Source organism: Propionigenium maris DSM 9537, assembly GCF_027925155.1.
Lineage (GTDB): Bacteria > Fusobacteriota > Fusobacteriia > Fusobacteriales > Fusobacteriaceae > Propionigenium > Propionigenium maris.
The window spans coordinates 87,736-106,179 of the sequence record NZ_BSDY01000008.1; the positions used below are offsets into that span (position 1 = coordinate 87,736).

Sequence of the window (18,444 nt, forward strand, 5' to 3'; positions counted from 1 at the left end):
TACTATAATTTTGTTATACTATAAGTAAAGTATTTAAATTAAGAGGTGAAAAAGTGGGAAGATTAATAGTTATAGAGGGAACCGATTCCAGCGGCAAGGAAACTCAGACAAAAAAGCTGTATGAGAGGCTTACAAGTGAGGGAAGAAGGAGCAGAAAGATATCCTTTCCCAACTACGAGAGTCCGGCTTCAGAGCCAGTAAAGATGTATCTGGCCGGAGAGTTTGGAAGGGATGCCAAGAAGATAAATCCCTACCCAGTATCCACTATGTATGCCATCGACAGATATGCATCATATATGACCGACTGGAAGGGAGAGTATGATGGGGGATCTATAGTGGTAACCGATAGATATACCACATCAAATATGGTGCACCAGGCATCTAAGCTAGAGGACCCTTCAGAGAAGAAAAGCTACCTGGATTGGCTGGAGGACCTGGAGTACAGAAAGATGGGGATACCTGAGCCCGACCTTGTTATATTCCTGAATATGCCCACAGAGATGGCCAGAAAACTCATGGAAACAAGGAAAAATAAGATAACTGGCGAAGATAAAAAGGACATCCACGAGGGAGATAGCGATCACCTGAGAGAGGCCTATGAAAATGCCTGTGAGATAGCTGAGAAGTATGGATGGAAGGAAGTTAAGTGTGTGGGAGAAAATGGTCTTAAGACCATCGATGAGATAGCTCAGGAAGTGTATGACCTGGCAGAGGGAATTATCTAGCCTTGGGGTTTAAGGCTGGAACCTGCTGCTAGGTAAACCTTCCATATAAAAGTTCTATTTGGAGGAAGGATGAATTTACTGATAACGATATTTATTTTAGGAATAATAATATTTATACATGAGTTGGGGCACTTCTTGACGGCTAAATACTTTAAGATGCCTGTTGCGGAGTTTGCCATAGGGATGGGGCCTAAGATCTATTCCCATGAAACCCTTGAAACAACCTACTCCATAAGGGCTATTCCCATTGGAGGTTTTGTAAATATAGAGGGAATGGAAGTGGAGAGCAAGGTAAAGGACGGATTTAACAGCAAGCCTCCTATAGCAAGGTTTATAGTTCTTTTTGCAGGGGTGTTTATGAACTTTATCCTGGCCCTTGTGATTATCTATGGGATGGTAGTTGCCAGCGGAAAGGTAATACAGAATGAAGAGGCAGTTGTTGGAAATGTCATGGAGCAGTCCAAAGCCTATAATGTCCTTCAAAAGGGAGACGAGATCCTGGAGATAAATAACAGGAGTATAGATAAGTGGGATGAGATCCTTGGAGTAGTCAGGGAGGAGATAAGGAAGGAGGGGGACACCCTCAAGATGGTGGTTTTAAGGGGAGATGAAAATGTAGCTCTTGAGATAGAACCCTACTATGACGAGGAAAGGAAGCAGCCTATAATAGGAATACTTCCCGACTATTCAGTGGAAAAGTATGGATTGGCAGAGGGGTTCAAGGTAACGGGAACTACCTTTGTGGATATCTTTGCCCAGACTCTGAACGGTCTGAAGATGCTGGTAACTGGTAAGGTCAAGGCAGATGAGGTGACCGGACCTGTGGGAATGATAAAGGTCGTGGAGCAGGCAAGTAAGGGGGGAGCTCTTCTTCTTGTGTGGTTAACGGCAGTTTTATCTGTAAATATAGGAATATTTAATCTGCTGCCCTTCCCGGCTCTTGACGGGGGAAGGATAGTGTTTGTGGTACTGGAGCTTCTGGGAGTAAATGTTAACAAGAAGCTGGAGGAGAGGCTGCATATGGCAGGTATGATAATCCTTCTGGGACTTATCCTGCTTATTACCATGAATGATGTGAGTAATATGTTTATAAGAAAGTAAGTGTAATGAAGTTTAGAAGAGATTTTTAGATAAAAGGGTGGATAAGATGCAAAATATAAAGAATATGAAGCTGTGGTATCCCTATGCACAGATGAAGACCAAGGAAGAGAACTTCCACGTGGAGAGTGCCAAGGGAACTAAGATAAAGATAAAGGGTGGAAATGAACTGATAGATGGTGTAGCTTCCTGGTGGTGTGCCTGTCACGGATACAGCAACCATGAACTGAATATGGCCGCTATGGAGCAGATGGAGAAGTTTTCCCATGTAATGCTGGGGGGGCTTACTCATGATCCGGCCAAGGATCTGGCGGAACTTCTGGTAGATATAACTCCAGAGGGATTAAACCACGTATTCTTCTCGGACAGCGGATCGGTGGGGGTAGAGGTATCCCTGAAGATGGCCATCCAGTACTTCCACAACAAGGGGTATGAAAAGAAGTCTAAGTTTGTGGGGCTGAAGAATGCCTACCACGGAGATACATTTAAGGCCATGGAGGTGGGGGATGACCCAGACTTCCACGGGGCATTTTCCAAGGTGTTTAAGGATGCCTACCATATAGATCCTCCAAGAAGGGGATATGATGTAACTGAAACCGAGGTAGAGGAGGATATAGCCAAGCTGGAGGAGGTTCTTGCAGAGAAGCATGATGAGATAGCAGCTTTTATAGTGGAGCCGCTAATTCAGGCAGCGGGAGGATTTAACTTCTACAGCCCAAGGTATCTGGAGAGAGCCAGGGAGGTCTGCGACAAGTATGATGTACTCCTAATCTTTGATGAGGTAGCAACGGGGTTTGGAAGAACCGGTAAGCTCTTCGCTGTAAACCATACAAATATCGTTCCCGACATAATGATCCTGGGGAAGGCTCTTACTGGAGGGTATCTGGGACATGCAGCTACTGTGGCTTCTACAAAAGTATTTGAAGCTTTCTATTCAGATGATCCAGAGCACGCCTTCATGCACGGGCCTACATATATGGGGAACCCCATAACATGTGCTGTGGCACTGAAGAGTTTTGAGATATTTAAGAGGGACAACTACCTGGAGAGGATAGCCAAGATTGAAAGGTACCTAGTGGAGAGGTTTGAGGAGATAGAGTCTGATCTTATAGATTCCAAGAGGGTATTTGGAGTTACTGGTGTAGTCGAGGTAAAGGACTCCAAGGATCTTAAGGGGTTCCAGAAGTTTGCCTATGACAGGGGAGTATGGCTGAGACCCTTTGGGAATTACATGTATACTATGCCACCTTATATAGTAGAGGAAGATGAGATGGGTAGGATAGTGGATGTAATGAAGGAATGGTTTGATCAAAGGAAAAACTAGTGTAAAGGTTCAGTATTTCAGAGTTATCTGGGATGCTGAATTTTTTTTAGAAAAAATATAACTTTTTCAGGGGAGGTTTCGACTAATAGTTTATAGAAGGAAGGGTAGTAGTTTAGATGATTTAAATTAAAAATATTTTAAGTAAAAAAGTTTAAACTATTACCTCTGAACTTACGACTAAAAGACGTAAGATTTAAGATATTTCTTTTTCATAATTGCCTGCCCCTAGGGCAGGCATCTCCCAAATTAATATTGAAAAGAATAGTAAGACTTGAATAGTTATTTGTAATTTCTTTTTCATAAGTCCGCTTCATAGTGAAGCGGACTCTCCTTTTTTTTGGAGTAAATTTTATGCCAAAACCCTTTATCTTTAAAGGATTAGAAGAGAGAGTGGTAGCCAAGACCTTAAATGAAAATTAAAATTAAAAGGAAAGAATTCATTTGATTGACTTGCCGGTCATTTTTTGTTAGTATAGTTTTGACTCGTCGGTCAATATGGGAGGTTTTAATTGTGAACAGTAAGAAGGAGAGGCTTATAAAGGCCGGAATGTTTTATTTTTCCATAAATGGAATAGCGGCTACAAGAGTTGAAGATATAACTAAGAAGGCGGGAGTTGCCAAGGGGACTTTTTATACCTACTTTTCAAGCAAGGAGGATCTTCTGGAGGATATAATGGTTCAGAAGATGGAGAAGTATGTGGGGCTCTTTAATGATCTGAGGACTTCAGGACTGGACTTTGAAGGAAAGGTAAAGATGTATCTGAGGGAGAGGTTTAACAGGTTTGTGGAGGATCCAAAACTCTTCTACATGATCCTAAGTCTGAGAAGAACCGGGGAGATAATGCTCCTTAAATTTCTCAGGGAGAAGCTGGGGAGAAGGGGAGACAAGCTCATAAAGGAGTTTTTTAATGAAAATATAGAGGAGATAAAGGAGGAGTATAGAGGGGAGCTAGATATAATACTTCCCTCTATTATGGCGGCACTATTTTCCTATCAAGATATAATGGCTGAAAGAGTAAGGATAGAGGTCAAGGATGAGGAGGACTATGAAAGGATAAGTAAGATCCTAAAGAGAGTGGATATAGAGAAGTATATAGATCAGTTTTATAATTTAAACATAAAGGCAATGGTTAAGGAGGATTAGATGAAGAAGTTAGTTTTAACAATGCTGATTTTATCCATAAACTTAGTCTCTCTGGGAGCACCAATTAAGCTTACCCTGGAAGAGGCCATAGAGATGGCATATAAAAACAGCTACACCCTGAGAAATGCAGATATTGATCTGACTAACTCCAACCTTCAGGTAAGGGAAGCCTACAAGGAAGCTCTGCCTAAGCTAGATTACAGCGGAAGGTTTGACAGGAACGCAGAGGAGATCTATGGTGACACTGGGGACAAGAGAAAAACCAGATACTCCCACAATGTAGAGCTGGTACAGCCCCTATATCGTGGTGGAACTATCGGAGCTGGAATAGATGCAGCTAAGAGCATAAATGAGAGGTCTATCTATGAGTATGACAATACCAAGAACGATCTCAGGCTACTTATTATAGAGAAGTACATTACCATACTTCAGCTAAATGAGAGTAAAGAAGTGTTTGAAAAGTCTCTGAAGGAAGTAGAGGAGCAGTATAACAGAGCCAACAGAAAGTATGAGCTCAAGCTTATTGCGAAATCCGAGGTACTTCCATTCAGAACAAGGGTGATAAACAACAGAACCAGCATAATAGAGACGGAAAACAGGATTAAGATAGTAGAGGTAGAGCTGAAAAATGAGCTGGGAATATCCAGAGATGTGGAGATAAAGCTGATTCCTATAGATAACAAGAGGTATGATCTTGACCTTGTAGACCTGGACGCAGATGTTAAGTTTGCAAGGGTGAACAACAAGGACTCCAAGATAGCCCAGCTGAATGTAGAGATAGCAAAGGCTGAGGAAGCAGCAGCCAGAGCCAAGTTTCTCCCAGAGGTGGATTACAGGTTTGGTTATGGCTCAGAGGATTCAAGGTTTGATGACTCTGGGGATGACTGGCAGTGGAATACAGGGGTAACGGTAAGCATGAACCTCTTCTCCTTTGGTCAGGATATGGATGCCTATGAGAGAGCCAAGAACAATACTACTAAATCTGAGAATCTAGAGGCCAGAGCAAGGGATGATATAGAGGTAGAGGTAAGAAGCTTCTATCTGGACCTTATAAGACTGGAGGGGACTGTAGATGAACAGGTAGCAGCAGTGGAGTCTGCTCAGGAGAACCTGAACCTGGAGAGAAGAAGGTATGAGAGCGGACTTACAGATGTAATAGATTTCCTACAGATAGAAAATGTTCTGAGGGAAGCGGAGCTGGCGCTTATTCAGGCACAGCTTGATTACTACTTAGCATATGAGAGATATAAAGATTCATTGAGATAGCGGGAGGAAGAGATGAAAAAAGCGTTACTACTGATAATGGTGATATTATCCCTGGGTGCTTGTGGAAAGGCAGAGAAGGGAAAGGGGACAGCCCCTGCAACGGAAAAGGAAGAGGCATATAAGTCCGTAAGGGTAGAGGAGATAAAGAAGAGGGATATAGTAAGAAATGATATATCTAGTGGTATTATAGATCCAATAAATGAAGTGGCTCAGGTAACCGAAACAGGGGGAGATATAGTAGAGATAAACTATAGAAACGGTGACAGGGTGAAGGCTGGAGATATAATCATAAGGCTCAGGGATCAGAATGTATCCTCAACATACTTAAGTGCAGAGGCAGACCTTATCTCAGCCAAGTCCGACTACGAGACAAAGGAGATAAACTTTAAAAAGTTTGAAAAACTCTATGCAGAGAACCTTATATCTGAGGATGAGTTCTTAAGCGTGAGAAATGCCTATAACCAGAGTAGAAGTACTCTGAAGATGACTGAAGCTAACTATATGAAGGTTAAGGAGGACTATGATAACCTTACAATGAGAGCCAAGATATCTGGAGTAGTGACAGACATGGATGTAAAGCTCTATGAGAAGATAGCCAAGGATAAAAAGATATTTACAGTTGTAGATGACACCATCATGAGGATAAATACAGCAGTTTCCGGGGGAGAGGTTAATAGCCTTAAAGTTGGTGGAAAGGCTATAATCGCTCCAGAGGGAATGTATGAGGATTATGAAGGGACGGTTTATGAGATAAACCCAGTGGCAGATCCTGTAAGTAAGAAGTTTGCTGTTAAGATAGAGCTTCCCAATAAGAGTGGTGAGCTGAAGAAGGGTATGTACTCAAGGGTAACTATCCAGACAGGTGAGAGAGAGGGATTTGTTGTTCCCCTTGAATCTGTAGTGGTAAAGGATCTCTACTCATATATCTTTATAGAAGAGGATGGTAAGGCCAAGCAGGTAAGGATTCAGAGGGGATACTCTCAGCCTAGAAGTGTAGAGGTTATAAGCAATGAGCTGCCGGATAACTTTAATGTGGTAGTAGAGGGACAATTTTTACTGGAAGATAAGGATAATCTGAAGGTGCTGGATTAAGGAGAGATAGATGACAATATCAGAATTTTCAATAAAACGTCCTGTAACTACCATGATGATAATCATCTCCATGGTAGTACTGGGGGTAATGACATTAACAAACCTAAAGGCAGAGAGACTGCCTAAGTTTAATATACCAGTGGCATCCATAACCACAACCTGGACGGGAGCATCCCCAGAGGATATGGAAAAGCTGGTGACATATGAGATAGAGGATGCCCTTTCATCTGTAGAGGGTATCACAAGGGTAACCACTGAATCAACTATGGGAAGATCCCAGATTATAGTTGAGTTCAGATATGGTGAGGATATAGATAGTAAGGTAAATGATCTGGTAACTGAGGTAAGTAGAATCAGAGCTGACCTGCCAGATGATATAGACGAGCCGAGGATAAGAAAGAGCGGATCCTCTGGAGATATGGTAATGATGCTCAGTATCACAGGAGAGGATCAGATTCAGCTGAAGAGTTTTGCAGAAAATGTTGTAAAACCAAGGTTTGAAAGGATAGACGGAGCTGGTGAGATCTCCATAAGGGGAGGATTTGAAAAGGAGATCCTTATAGAGATAGATCCCGATAAACTGGAAGGGTATGGACTGAATATAACGGATATCTATAACCTTGTAAGAAATGCCAGTGTAAATTTCCCTGCAGGATATATAAGGGAGGGGGACAAGGAGTTCCTTGTGAGGGTCTTTGGTGAAGCTGAAACCCTGGAGGAGATGAGAAGCATCGTAGTAAAAAATGATGGTGCTCAGACCCTTTTCCTGACAGATGTGGCAGATGTAAGGATCGATGTAAAGGACAGGGAGGACTACGGAAGAACCAATGGTAGGGACAACGTTATTATCTGGGTACAGAAGTCGGATACAGGAAATATCCTGGATATAGCGGATACAGTAAAGGAGGAGTTAGTTGAGCTGGAGCCCCTTCTGCCAGAGGGAGCAGGTTTTGAGATAAACGTAGATTCCTCCACAGATGTAGTAAACTCTATAAACTCAGTGAAAAACAATGCCATGACCGGTCTTGTTCTGGCATCGATAATTCTTTTTGTCTTCCTGAAGGACCTGAGAGCTACTATAGTTATTGCCATATCTATACCAGTATCGGTAATAGCAACATTTAGTATGTTTGGTGCCAAGGGGATGTCCCTTAACCTGATCTCCCTTATGGGACTTTCCCTGGGAGTGGGAATGCTGGTGGACAACTCCATTGTAGTGCTGGACAACATCTTCAGACACTTGACGGAACTGAAGAAGCCTAGGATGGAAGCAGCCTCTGACGGAGCATCGGAGATGGTGGTACCTATTATAGCTTCCACAGCTACAACGGTAGCAGTATTCCTTCCCATTGTAATAAGGGAGGGGCTGGCAAAGGAGATATTCCACGATATGTCCTATTCAATAGCCTTCTCACTGCTGGCATCCCTAATAGTTGCCGTAACCTTTGTACCTATGGTCTGCAGCAGAATACTTAGATCGGATAGGAAGCTGGATGCAGAGGGGAAGGTAATAAAGGGGGTAAAGGAGGTATATACAAAGCTTCTGAGAAAAGCCCTGAGATTTAGAGTAGTAACTATAGTTATAACTATTCTTCTCTTTGTAGGAATCGTAGGAACTGGAGTAAAGACAGTAGGAGGAGGATTCTTCCCTACTACAGATGACGGAGTCTATACAATAGTTGGAGATATGCCGAGTGGAATGGATGTAGCTAAGGTAAACAGGATAGCCCAGGTATTTGAAGAGGCAGCCGCTAACCACCCGGCAACTAAGATCTATACTACATCTGTATCCAAGGATGTAACAACGGTGGTAGTGAATATAGGAACCCCAAGTGAAAGGGAGCTAGATGTAAGTATATTTGATGTAGTTAGAGATATCAGAAGGGAACTTACTGGAAAGGTTCCCGATGTAAACCTGATAGTGCTTCCTAAGTTTGTAAGGGGAGCAGGAAGCAGCGACATGAGCCTGATACTGAAATCCGATGATGTACTTCAAATGGAAAGCTACGCAAGGGAGATTCAGAGAAGGATGGAAACAACTCCGGGACTTACCGATGTAACCAACTCCATGCTGGGAGGAAACCCGGAAGCCAGACTTATTCTGGACAGAAAGAAACTGGAATACTATGGAATAAAGGTGACGGACCTGACCTTTGCTGTAAGTTATCAGATAAGGGGAGGAACACCTGTAACCATAAAGACTGGTAACGATGAGCTGGATGTAACTGTACAGCTGAAGAAGAAGTACAGGGAATCCACAGACCTCCTTATGGATGCAAGGATAGCAACTGGAGATGGAGGATCTGTAAAGCTTAGGGATATAGCTACCCTTGAGATAGTAGAGGGAGCAGCAGGTATAGAGAAGGAAGACAGAATCAGAATGATAGAGCTTCAGGCAAATACAGTGGGAGAGATGGACCTTGTAAATGCCCAGAGAGCTGTGGAAAAGATAATAGATGATCTAAACCTTCCTAGAAGTGTTACCTACTCCTTCGGTGGAGACGGAAAGGACCTTCAGGATGTAATGGGACAGCTGATATTTGCATTTATGGTAGCTATCTTCCTTATCTACTTTATTCTGGCAGCGCAGTTTGAGTCATATATTCTTCCATTTATAGTAATGGGATCTGTTCCACTGTCTGTAATAGGAGTGTATGCAGGGCTTATGCTTACTGGAGAGGATACCAACGTAATGGTATTTGTAGGTATAATAATGCTGGCAGGTATCGTGGTAAACAATGCCATTGTACTTATCGACTATATGAACCTTCTTAAAGCTCGTGGGATAACTGGAAATGAAGCTATTATGGAAGCAGGAAGAACGAGACTTAGACCTATTATAATGACAACTATGACAACGGTATTTGGAATGATGCCACTTGCCTTTGGAATAGGTCAGGGAAGTGAGATGTATAAGGGGATGGCCATAGCGGTAATATTCGGGCTGACCTTCTCAACACTTCTGACACTGGTATTCATACCAGTTCTATACTCTATTTACAACGGTGCCCTGGAGAGGGTAGAGGTCTTTAGAAAAAGAAAAGCCCAAGCAAAATCAGAGCTGAAGATAGAGCTTGAGGGAGAGAGGGACTAGGGTGTGAATCACCTAAAAAGAAGAAGGGAAGGGGAGGACCTCTTCCCTTTTTCATAAATAGACTTTGTTAAGAGAGAAGTTTAGAGTATATTAGATACTAACTATTGAATTTTATGGGGGGATAGTTATGGTGGAGTATAAGCAGTTTAAGATTGTATTTGACACTGCTCTCGAGAGGGATCTGCTAAAGATACTAGAGGAGGAGAAGATAGAGCAGTATCAGATATTCCCCGGACTGAAGGGTTCCTGGGAGAAGGAAAAAAAACACTTAAATACCCATGTCTGGCCTGGAACAGACAGTGTACTGGTACTTATAGTGGAGAAGAACATAGCTGAAAGATTGCTGGAAAAGTACAAAAGGCTAAAGAATGAAATGGATTATTACATTACTTTTAAGATAATAGTTCAGCCTGTGGACGTATATGTGCCATAGGAACGTAAAGAACACATGTGAAAAAAAAGTAAAAAGTGTATCAAAAAGAAATTTTAATACTTAATGTGTTATCATTTTTAACAATATTTTTTTTAAGAGTATTGAATAATTACAGAAAATCAACTATAATACAGTGTGAAGAATATTGTGACTAAAACCTTACGTTTGGTTTTAGTACTAGGAGGTAAAGAAAAAATGAAGAAATCTGTTTTGGCAATTTCCGAAAGAAAGGAAACTCTGAAGCAAATCAGAAAGGAACTTTCTGGAGATTACGAAGTAATCACTTTTAACAACTTCTTAGACGGACTTGATATGCTAAGAGAAAGTGATTTTGATATCATCCTTCTGGATGAATATATGACTTGGTTTAGCTTTGGTGAAGCTAAGAGAAAGTTAAATGGTATTGGAAAGGACTTTGTAGTAGTAGGTCTTTTAGATGAAGAGGGAGAAGAATCCATTGAAACTCTAAGAAAGGCTGATATCTACAACTACCTTGTTAAGCCTATCGACGCAAGAGAGATGACAAGAATCATCGTTCCAGCTCTTAAGAACCTTGAGATCCTTAAGGAGAAGAGAAAGCTGGAAGAGAAGCTGTCTGTAACTGAGGAAGCTCAGGAGATCGTAGGACAGACAAACAAGATCAAGGAAGTAAAGATCCTTGTGGACAAGGTAGCTGAAAGCGACCTTACAGTTCTGATCAGCGGAGAAAATGGTGTAGGTAAGGAACTTATTGCAAATGAGATCTTTAAAAAGAGTGACAGAAGAAAGAATGACTTTGTTGTTATAAACTGTGCATCTCTTCCATCTGAGTCTATTGAGACTGAGTTATTTGGATATGAGAGAGGGGCATTCCCAGGAGCTACTTCTAACAAGCAGGGTATCTTAGAGGAAGCAGACGGAGGAACAATATTCCTAGATGAGATTGCAGCTATGGACCTTAAATCTCAGGCTAAGCTTCTTAGAGTTATAGAGTATGGTGAGTTCAGAAGAGTAGGTGGAAACAAACCTAGAAGAGTAGATGTAAGATTTATCGTATCTACAAATAAAAACCTGAAGGATGAGACTGAGAAGGGTAAGTTCAGAAGCGACCTTTACCACAGACTGTCTGCATTCCCTATCGAGGTACCACCTCTAAGAGAGAGAAAGGAAGATATCCCACTACTGGCTAACTACTTCCTGAACAAGATCATCCTTGAGCTTCACAGAGAGATGCCTGTAATCAGCGGAGAGGCTATGAAGTACCTAATGGAGTACTCATACCCTGGAAACATCAGAGAGCTTAAGAATATCATAGAGAGAATGGTAATCCTTTCAAATGAAAAGGTTATCGGTGTAGAGGATCTTCCACTTGAGATAAAGATGAAGTCCGATACCCTTGAAAACAAGACTATCATCGGTCTTGGACCACTTAAGGAGATCCTAGAGCAGGAGATCTACGACCTTGCAGATGTAGAGAAGGTAGTAATCGCTACAGCTCTTCAGAAGACAAGATGGAACAAGCAGGAGACTGCAAAACTTCTTGGAATCGGAAGAACTACTCTATATGAAAAGATAAGAAAGTATAAGCTGGATCAAAAAGGCTAAATAAGATATAGAGGCTCCTTTTTAAGGAGCCTTTCTGTTTAGGTTTAATTGCTTGAAAAAGAGCAGTGCAATTTGATATAATTAGAAAAAATTGTTGAAAGTAGGGGGAAAAATGGCTGTAAGAAAGTTAAGAAGTAAGATGAAACCAGTTATCTGGGTGATAACTATCGCAATGTTTCTGTCGATGATCTTGGTGGGAATATCTAGCTTGAAATCATCTATGTCCAGGGAAGTACCGGCATTTAAGTTAAACGGAAAAAAGGTTTCTTCAATTCAGGTAGAGAGAACTATAAATAATATGGTAAACGGGTACTCTCAGTACCTTGGTAACGGAGTGGACAGAGAGCTTATCAGCACACTGGCTTTTGGAAGCGTAGTTGAGAAGAAGCTGACTATGGATATCGCCAAGAAGATGAAGGTAAAGGTATCTAAGAGCGATGTAAACGCTGAATTCAAGAAGATAGAGGCTTCTACACAGGATAAGCAGCAGTTCAGCAGAATGCTTCAGGCACAGGGGTACAATGTATCAACTCTTAAGGAAGATATAAAAGAGGGGCTTACTATCCAGAAGACGATGGAGCAGATAAAGGCAGATGCTAAACCTACTGAGGAAGAGGTAAGAGCATACTACGATGAGAATATGTATGGTGCATACTACGGTAAGGAGTATGACGAGGTAAGGGATGAGATAGAGGCTGCTATTCAAGAGGAAAACGGAATGGTGGAGTATGTGAAGCTTCTAGAAAACGAGAAGAAGAATATGAAACTTACAGACCTAGATCCTAGGTATGCAGCTTATGAGGAGAAGACAGAGCTTGAGCTAGACGGTTTTGAATTCACTAACCTTGATATGGCTGGAAGAGTACTTAGAAGCCTTTTTGCAGCTCAAGGAAATAAGGAAGCTGCTGAAGCTATGGCTAAGCAGTCTGTAGAGCAGGAAGTGAAGATAGCAAAGGCTGCTATTGATATGGGAATAGAGGCTGATCCTGAACTTCCAGCATCTAACCAGCTATACGACCTGAGAGAGAAGCTTACAGATAAGCTGAGAGCAGAGTATAGAATAGATGAAGCTGAGCTTGAAAACTACTTTGAGGAGAAGAGATTAGCTTATGATATCCTTCCTACTGTAGATGCTAAGATAGCTCTATTTACTGTGGAAGCAACAGAGGCAGACAAGGCAGATGCCAAGAAGAGAGCTGAGGAGCTTCTTACTCAGGTAACTCCTGAGAACTTTGCTGATATGGCAAGGGAGAAGTCTGAGGGGCCTAGCGGACCTAACGGAGGAGACCTAGGTTGGTTTGGTAAGGGACAGATGGTAGCTCCATTTGAGGAAGCAGCTTTTAACACAGAAGCTGGAAGTGTTCACAACGCTGTAGTGGAGACTCAGTTTGGATACCACCTGATCTATGTAGAGGAGAAGAATGAGGATAAGGTAAAAGCAAGACACATTCTATTAACTTCTAAGGCTTCAGATGCTACAAGGGAAGCAGTTCTAACCGAAGCAAGAGATGCAGCAGCTAGAGTAGACTCTGGAGAGCTTAAGTTTGAAGACCTTGCCAAGGGAGAAAACGTAAAGGTTTCCAAGGAATATGAGGGAATCTCAGAGGGAGGATACATTCCAGGACTGGGATACAAGGATGACCTTGCGAAAAAGATCTTTGCAGGAGATATGAATAAGGTATATGCAGCAGAAACTCAGGGAGAGATCTATGTATATGAGAAGATAAAGTCTGTAGAGTATAAGGAAGCTAACCTTGAAGAGATGAGAGGTAAGGTAGAGTACGACTTCCTAAATGAAAAGATTCAGGAAAAGATAACTGAGATATTAAACTAAACTTTAATCCGGGGAGGCTTCCCCGGATTTTTTATGAAAAAGCAGTAGAAAGTTGGAATAGATAGAGGTAAAATTAAGTTAACGGAATAAGTCTAAAAAGGAGAGTGGAGAGCGGTGGATGTAATAGATTATGAGATTCACGGGAATGATATGCAGCTTGTAGAGATAGAGCTAGACCCCAATGAGGGAGTGAGAGCTGAAGCGGGAGCTATGACCTATATGGAAGATGATATAGAGCTGCAGACAAATACCGGCGGAGGGATGTTCAGTGGGTTTAAAAGGATGCTTACAGGGGAGGGGTTCTTTATAACCACCTTTAAGAATAACGGTGGAAGAAAGAGAAAAGTTGGATTCAGTGCTCCCTACCCGGGACAGATTATACCTTTAGACCTATCCAAGTATGGGGATGAGTTCATCTGCCAGAAGGATTCCTTCCTGTGTGCTGCCAATGGAATAGATATAGATGTTGTGTTCACCAAGAGGCTGGGAGCCGGTTTCTTTGGAGGAGAGGGATTTATGCTTCAGAGACTTCATGGGAACGGAATGGCCTTTGTTAATGCCGGGGGAAGTGTAATTAAAAAGACCCTGGGAGCTGGAGAGAGCCTGAGGATAGATACTGGTTGTATCGTAGGTTTTGAAAGCAGTGTGGAATATGATATCAGATTTGTAGGAGGATTTAAGAACGCCCTCTTTGGCAAGGAGGGGATGTTCCTGGCTACCCTTACAGGTCCTGGGGATGTATATATTCAGTCGCTACCTGTATCCAAGCTGGCGGAAAGGCTCTATGCAAACCTCGGTACAAGGGGAGAGCAGGGAAGCAGTGCAAAGGGGAGCAGCGGCATGGGAGCAGTGGTTGCCGGCGGAATCCTTGGAGGGCTTCTGGGAAGAGAGGATTAGTTGGAGGGAGAGTGGCAGCACTCTCCTTTTCTTTTTCAAGGCTTCCTGTGTTATAATGAGTAAAATGATTATCTAAGGAGAAGGATATGAAGAGGGAAAGAACCAGTGATAAGGTATTTAACCACATAAAGGAAAGAATAATAGATAAAACATGGCAGCCGGGGGACAAGATAACTCCAGAGCTTCATCTGGTGGAGGAGCTGGGAGTAAGCAGGATGTCTGTAAGGGAGGCCATCGAGAAGCTGGTTGCCCTGAATGTACTGGTGAAGAAAAGAGGGGGAGGAACCTTTGTAAATGAGATGAGCCCTACGGATTATATGGATGAACTTATTCCAATGCTTATGCTTGGAGGGGTGGACTATAAGCAGGTGCTGGAGTTCAGAAGTGCCATAGATGTACTGGCTGTAAAACTCTTTATAGAGAGAGCAGAGGCTGAGCTATTTAAGGATCTCAGGGAGTGTTATGAGGAGATGGTGGCCAGTAGGGATGAGGAGGAGAAGTTCTTTGAACTGGATATGAGCTTCCATAAGATCATCTGCAAGGGAGCGGAGAACCCCCTTCTTCATAAGGTCATAGGGATGATCTTCAGCATAATGAAGGGGCAGAGCAGGGATGAGTATCATAAGCTTACACCAGATGAGAGGATAGAGGAGCACGGAAAGATCCTTTCAGCGGTGGAGGACAGAGATATAGAGCTTGCCCAGCTATATATGAAGAGACACCTGGAAAGAAGTATAAAGGATTTAGAAAAGCTTAAATAGTGGTAGTGTCAAGAGAGGGAGCCTTAAAGGTTCCCTCTTTTTTTAAAATATGTTTGACAAAATAAATCAAAAAATGTAATATTTGTATGACAACTGGTTGGTAAATAAACTTTTTATACGTTTTTTAATTGAATAAATCAAAATAAGTCAGACAAATTTGGAGGTCGTAGGGATGAAAGTTGTAGTGGCAATAGACTCCTTTAAGGGAAGTCTCAGTTCATATGAGTTAGGTGAGACAATTGAAAGGGGAATAAAAAGGGGATACGATGATGCAGAAGTTACCAAGGTTCCAATAGCCGACGGAGGAGAGGGAACGGTGGAAGCTCTGGTAGAGGGAACTGGAGGAGAGTTCATCGACATAGAGGTGATGGGACCTCTAATGAGACCCTTAACAGCCAGATACGGGATTATGGGTAACGGGAAAACTGCTGTTATGGAGATGGCTGCAGCTTCGGGACTGCCCCTTGTGGCCCCAGAGGAGAGAGACCCGTCCAAGACAACTACCTACGGTACCGGAGAGATGATAAGGGATGCTGTAGGAAGAGGATGCAGGGAGTTCCTTGTGGGTATAGGAGGAAGTGCAACCAATGATGCAGGACTAGGGATGATGCAGGCGCTGGGTCATAAGTTCTTTGACAAGGACGGGAATGAACTTGGATACGGCGGAGAGATAATGGAGAGGGTAGCTCACATAGATAGTAGCGGAGCCCTGCCTGAACTTGCAGAGTGTGAGTTTCTCATAGCCTGTGATGTGGACAATCCCTTCCACGGTCCCAGGGGTGCAGCTCACGTATATGGAAGACAGAAGGGGGCCAGCGATGCCATGGTAGAAACCCTGGACAGGGGACTGGTGGTACTGGCTGAGACCCTTAAAAGGGAGCTAGGTAAGGATGTGGCCGAGCTTCCGGGAGCGGGAGCAGCTGGAGGTCTAGGTGGAGGGTTTGTTGCCTTCCTAGATGGAAGGTTGGAGCCTGGAATAGATATAGTATTAAAGGAAGTGGATATGGCCAAGGAGATAGAGGGAGCAGATTTTGTTATCACCGGAGAGGGAAGGATAGACTTCCAGTCTGTGATGGGAAAGGCACCAACAGGGGTATCCAAGCTGTGTAAGGAGCACGGAATTCCAGTAATAGCCATAGCAGGGTGTGTGGCAGATGATGCAGATGCAACCCACGACTATGGGATAGAGGCACTCTTCTCTACCATAAACTATCCGGTATCCCTAGAGGATGCCATGGAGCACGACAGGGCAAGGTTATTTGTGGAGAAGAATGTAGAGGAGATATTCAGACTTATAAGGGTGTGTGAAAGGAAGTACAGTTAAAAGCGGTAGAATTAAAAAGAGTTTTAAAATAAATTATAGAAAAATGCCGGAGATAACTGAAAGATGTGAAATCTGAGTTTTTAATGGAATATTGGGAAGGAATAGATCTTAAAATAAAGTGTATGAAAATAAAATAATATTTTTATATAAGATAAATATGGGTTAAAAATTGATCTTTATGAGGATAAATATTCCCCCCTAACATTCTTGACATATCTGTGTTCTTTAGGATAAACTTTAGTAGTATTATGACATTTTATCATACACAAGAAGAGAAACCTAAGTGCAACTTTTATACAAAGTAATACTCATTTGGAGCATATGAAAGTTCAGGTTTAACATAAGTTAATTTCGGGCAAAATTTCAGAGATTTGAGGAGGAAATTTAGTGAAGAAAACAAAGATAGTATGTACAATAGGACCTAAAACTGAGAGTGTGGAGACACTAAGTAAGCTGGCAGCAGCGGGAATGAATGTAATGAGACTGAACTTTTCACATGGTGACTATGAGGAGCACGGTGGAAGAATCAACAATATGAGAACAGTGATGAAGGAAACTGGTAAGAAGGTAGCTATCCTACTGGACACTAAGGGACCAGAGATCAGAACTATAAAGCTAGAGGGTGGAAATGACGTACTTCTAGAGGCTGGTCAGGAGTTCACAATGACTACTGATAAGACTGTAGTAGGAAATAAGAACATCGTAGCTGTAACTTATGAGGGACTTACTGAGGACCTTAAAGAAGGGGATACAATCCTTCTAGATGACGGACTTGTTGGACTGACTGTTACTGCTGTAGAGGGTAATAATGTTCACTGTACTGTAAACAACACTGGAGAGCTTGGAGAGAACAAGGGAGTAAACCTTCCAAATGTATCTGTAAACCTACCAGCACTTTCTGAAAAGGATATCAACGACCTTAAGTTTGGTTGTGAGCAGGGAGTGGACTTCGTAGCGGCTTCATTCATCAGAAAGGGTGACGACGTAAGAGAAGTAAGAAGAGTACTGGATGCCAATGGTGGAAAGAACATCCAGATCATCTCTAAGATAGAGAACCAAGAGGGAGTAGACAACTTCGACGAGATCCTAGAGCTATCCGACGGAATCATGGTAGCAAGAGGAGACCTAGGAGTAGAGATTCCTGTAGAGGAAGTTCCATTTGCACAGAAGATGATGATCGAAAAGTGTAACGAAGCAGGTAAGGCAGTAATTACAGCAACTCAGATGCTGGATTCAATGATAAAGAACCCAAGACCAACAAGAGCAGAGGCTGGAGACGTAGCAAACGCTATCATCGACGGAACAGATGCAGTAATGCTATCTGGAGAAACTGCAAAGGGTAAATACCCTGTAGAGGCTGTGACTATCATGGCACAGATCGCAGGAAGAACGGACTCAATAGTACCAGCTTACGAGATGGACTTTGAGGGAGATATAACTGTAACTGAAGCAGTAGCTAACGGAACTGTGGAAGCAGCTGAAAAGCTAGACGCTAAACTAATCGTTGTAGGAACTGGAACTGGAAGAGCAGCAAAAGCTCTAAGAAAGTACTTCCCTACATCACAGATCCTAGCTGTAACAAACAATGAGCAGACTTCTAGACAGCTTGCTCTAACAAGAGGAACTGTAGCAATAGTGGAGCCTGGAATCAAAAACCTAGAGGAGTTCTACAGTGTAGCAGAGGCAAGAGCTAAGGAGATGGGTCTTGTGGAAGCTGGAGATATCATCGTTGCAACTTGTGGAGACGAGGTATTCAAAACTGGAACTACAAATTCATTTAAAGTGGTAGTAGTTAAGTAAGAAATAAGTTATAATCATAGATATTAAACCTCAGCTTCTATGATGGAAGCTGAGAGGTTTATCATAGA

Annotated in this window: 14 protein-coding genes; all 14 read left to right on the top strand. The window is 42.4% G+C overall.

The genetic code is table 11. From position 1 onward, the window contains the following. The first annotated feature begins 53 nt into the window (after positions 1 to 53). The 14 genes from QMG11_RS09910 (at position 54) to pykF (ending at position 18,376) form a co-directional block, all read left to right on the top strand. Positions 54 to 725: a dTMP kinase gene (locus tag QMG11_RS09910; protein ID WP_281835637.1), complete on the top strand. Its 672-nt coding sequence runs from the start codon at positions 54 to 56 to the stop codon at positions 723 to 725. Between the two features lie 69 nt (positions 726 to 794). Continuing rightward, entirely contained in the window at positions 795 to 1,826 is a 1,032-nt protein-coding gene (locus QMG11_RS09915; protein WP_281835638.1) for a M50 family metallopeptidase, read from the top strand. Between the two features lie 46 nt (positions 1,827 to 1,872). Continuing rightward, a complete protein-coding gene (bioA, locus tag QMG11_RS09920; RefSeq protein ID WP_281835640.1) occupies positions 1,873 to 3,147 on the top strand; it encodes an adenosylmethionine--8-amino-7-oxononanoate transaminase in 1,275 nt (424 codons plus the stop codon). 511 nt (positions 3,148 to 3,658) lie between these two features. Next, a complete protein-coding gene (locus QMG11_RS09925; protein ID WP_281835643.1) occupies positions 3,659 to 4,291 on the top strand; it encodes a TetR/AcrR family transcriptional regulator in 633 nt (210 codons plus the stop codon). Then, positions 4,292 to 5,557 carry a TolC family protein gene (locus QMG11_RS09930; RefSeq protein ID WP_281835646.1) on the top strand — a complete coding sequence of 422 codons (1,266 nt, stop codon included), beginning with the start codon at positions 4,292 to 4,294 and terminating at the stop codon, positions 5,555 to 5,557. It abuts the gene before it with no gap. Between the two features lie 12 nt (positions 5,558 to 5,569). Then, positions 5,570 to 6,649 carry an efflux RND transporter periplasmic adaptor subunit gene (locus QMG11_RS09935; RefSeq protein WP_281835647.1) on the top strand — a complete coding sequence of 360 codons (1,080 nt, stop codon included), beginning with the start codon at positions 5,570 to 5,572 and terminating at the stop codon, positions 6,647 to 6,649. 10 nt (positions 6,650 to 6,659) lie between these two features. Then, on the top strand, positions 6,660 to 9,743 hold the full coding sequence (locus tag QMG11_RS09940; protein WP_281835649.1) for an efflux RND transporter permease subunit: 3,084 nt from the start codon (positions 6,660 to 6,662) through the stop codon (positions 9,741 to 9,743). Between the two features lie 127 nt (positions 9,744 to 9,870). Next, entirely contained in the window at positions 9,871 to 10,176 is a 306-nt protein-coding gene (locus tag QMG11_RS09945; RefSeq protein WP_281835651.1) for a PG0541 family transporter-associated protein, read from the top strand. Between the two features lie 195 nt (positions 10,177 to 10,371). Further along, positions 10,372 to 11,760: a sigma-54 dependent transcriptional regulator gene (locus QMG11_RS09950; RefSeq protein ID WP_281835652.1), complete on the top strand. Its 1,389-nt coding sequence runs from the start codon at positions 10,372 to 10,374 to the stop codon at positions 11,758 to 11,760. Positions 11,761 to 11,872: 112 nt separating this feature from the next. Continuing rightward, positions 11,873 to 13,594 carry a peptidylprolyl isomerase gene (locus QMG11_RS09955; protein WP_281835653.1) on the top strand — a complete coding sequence of 574 codons (1,722 nt, stop codon included), beginning with the start codon at positions 11,873 to 11,875 and terminating at the stop codon, positions 13,592 to 13,594. A gap of 114 nt (positions 13,595 to 13,708) precedes the next feature. Beyond that, the gene (locus tag QMG11_RS09960; RefSeq protein WP_281835654.1) at positions 13,709 to 14,491 is read left to right on the top strand and encodes a TIGR00266 family protein; all 783 of its coding nucleotides are present in this window, start codon (positions 13,709 to 13,711) and stop codon (positions 14,489 to 14,491) included. Between the two features lie 86 nt (positions 14,492 to 14,577). Then, a complete protein-coding gene (locus QMG11_RS09965; protein WP_281835655.1) occupies positions 14,578 to 15,252 on the top strand; it encodes a FadR/GntR family transcriptional regulator in 675 nt (224 codons plus the stop codon). Between the two features lie 172 nt (positions 15,253 to 15,424). Beyond that, complete coding sequence (locus QMG11_RS09970) at positions 15,425 to 16,576, top strand: glycerate kinase family protein (protein WP_281835656.1); 1,152 nt, start codon at positions 15,425 to 15,427, stop codon at positions 16,574 to 16,576. A gap of 387 nt (positions 16,577 to 16,963) precedes the next feature. Next, positions 16,964 to 18,376, top strand: a complete 1,413-nt coding sequence (pykF, locus tag QMG11_RS09975; RefSeq protein WP_281835657.1) for a pyruvate kinase PykF — start codon at positions 16,964 to 16,966, stop codon at positions 18,374 to 18,376. Positions 18,377 to 18,444: the final 68 nt, after the last annotated feature.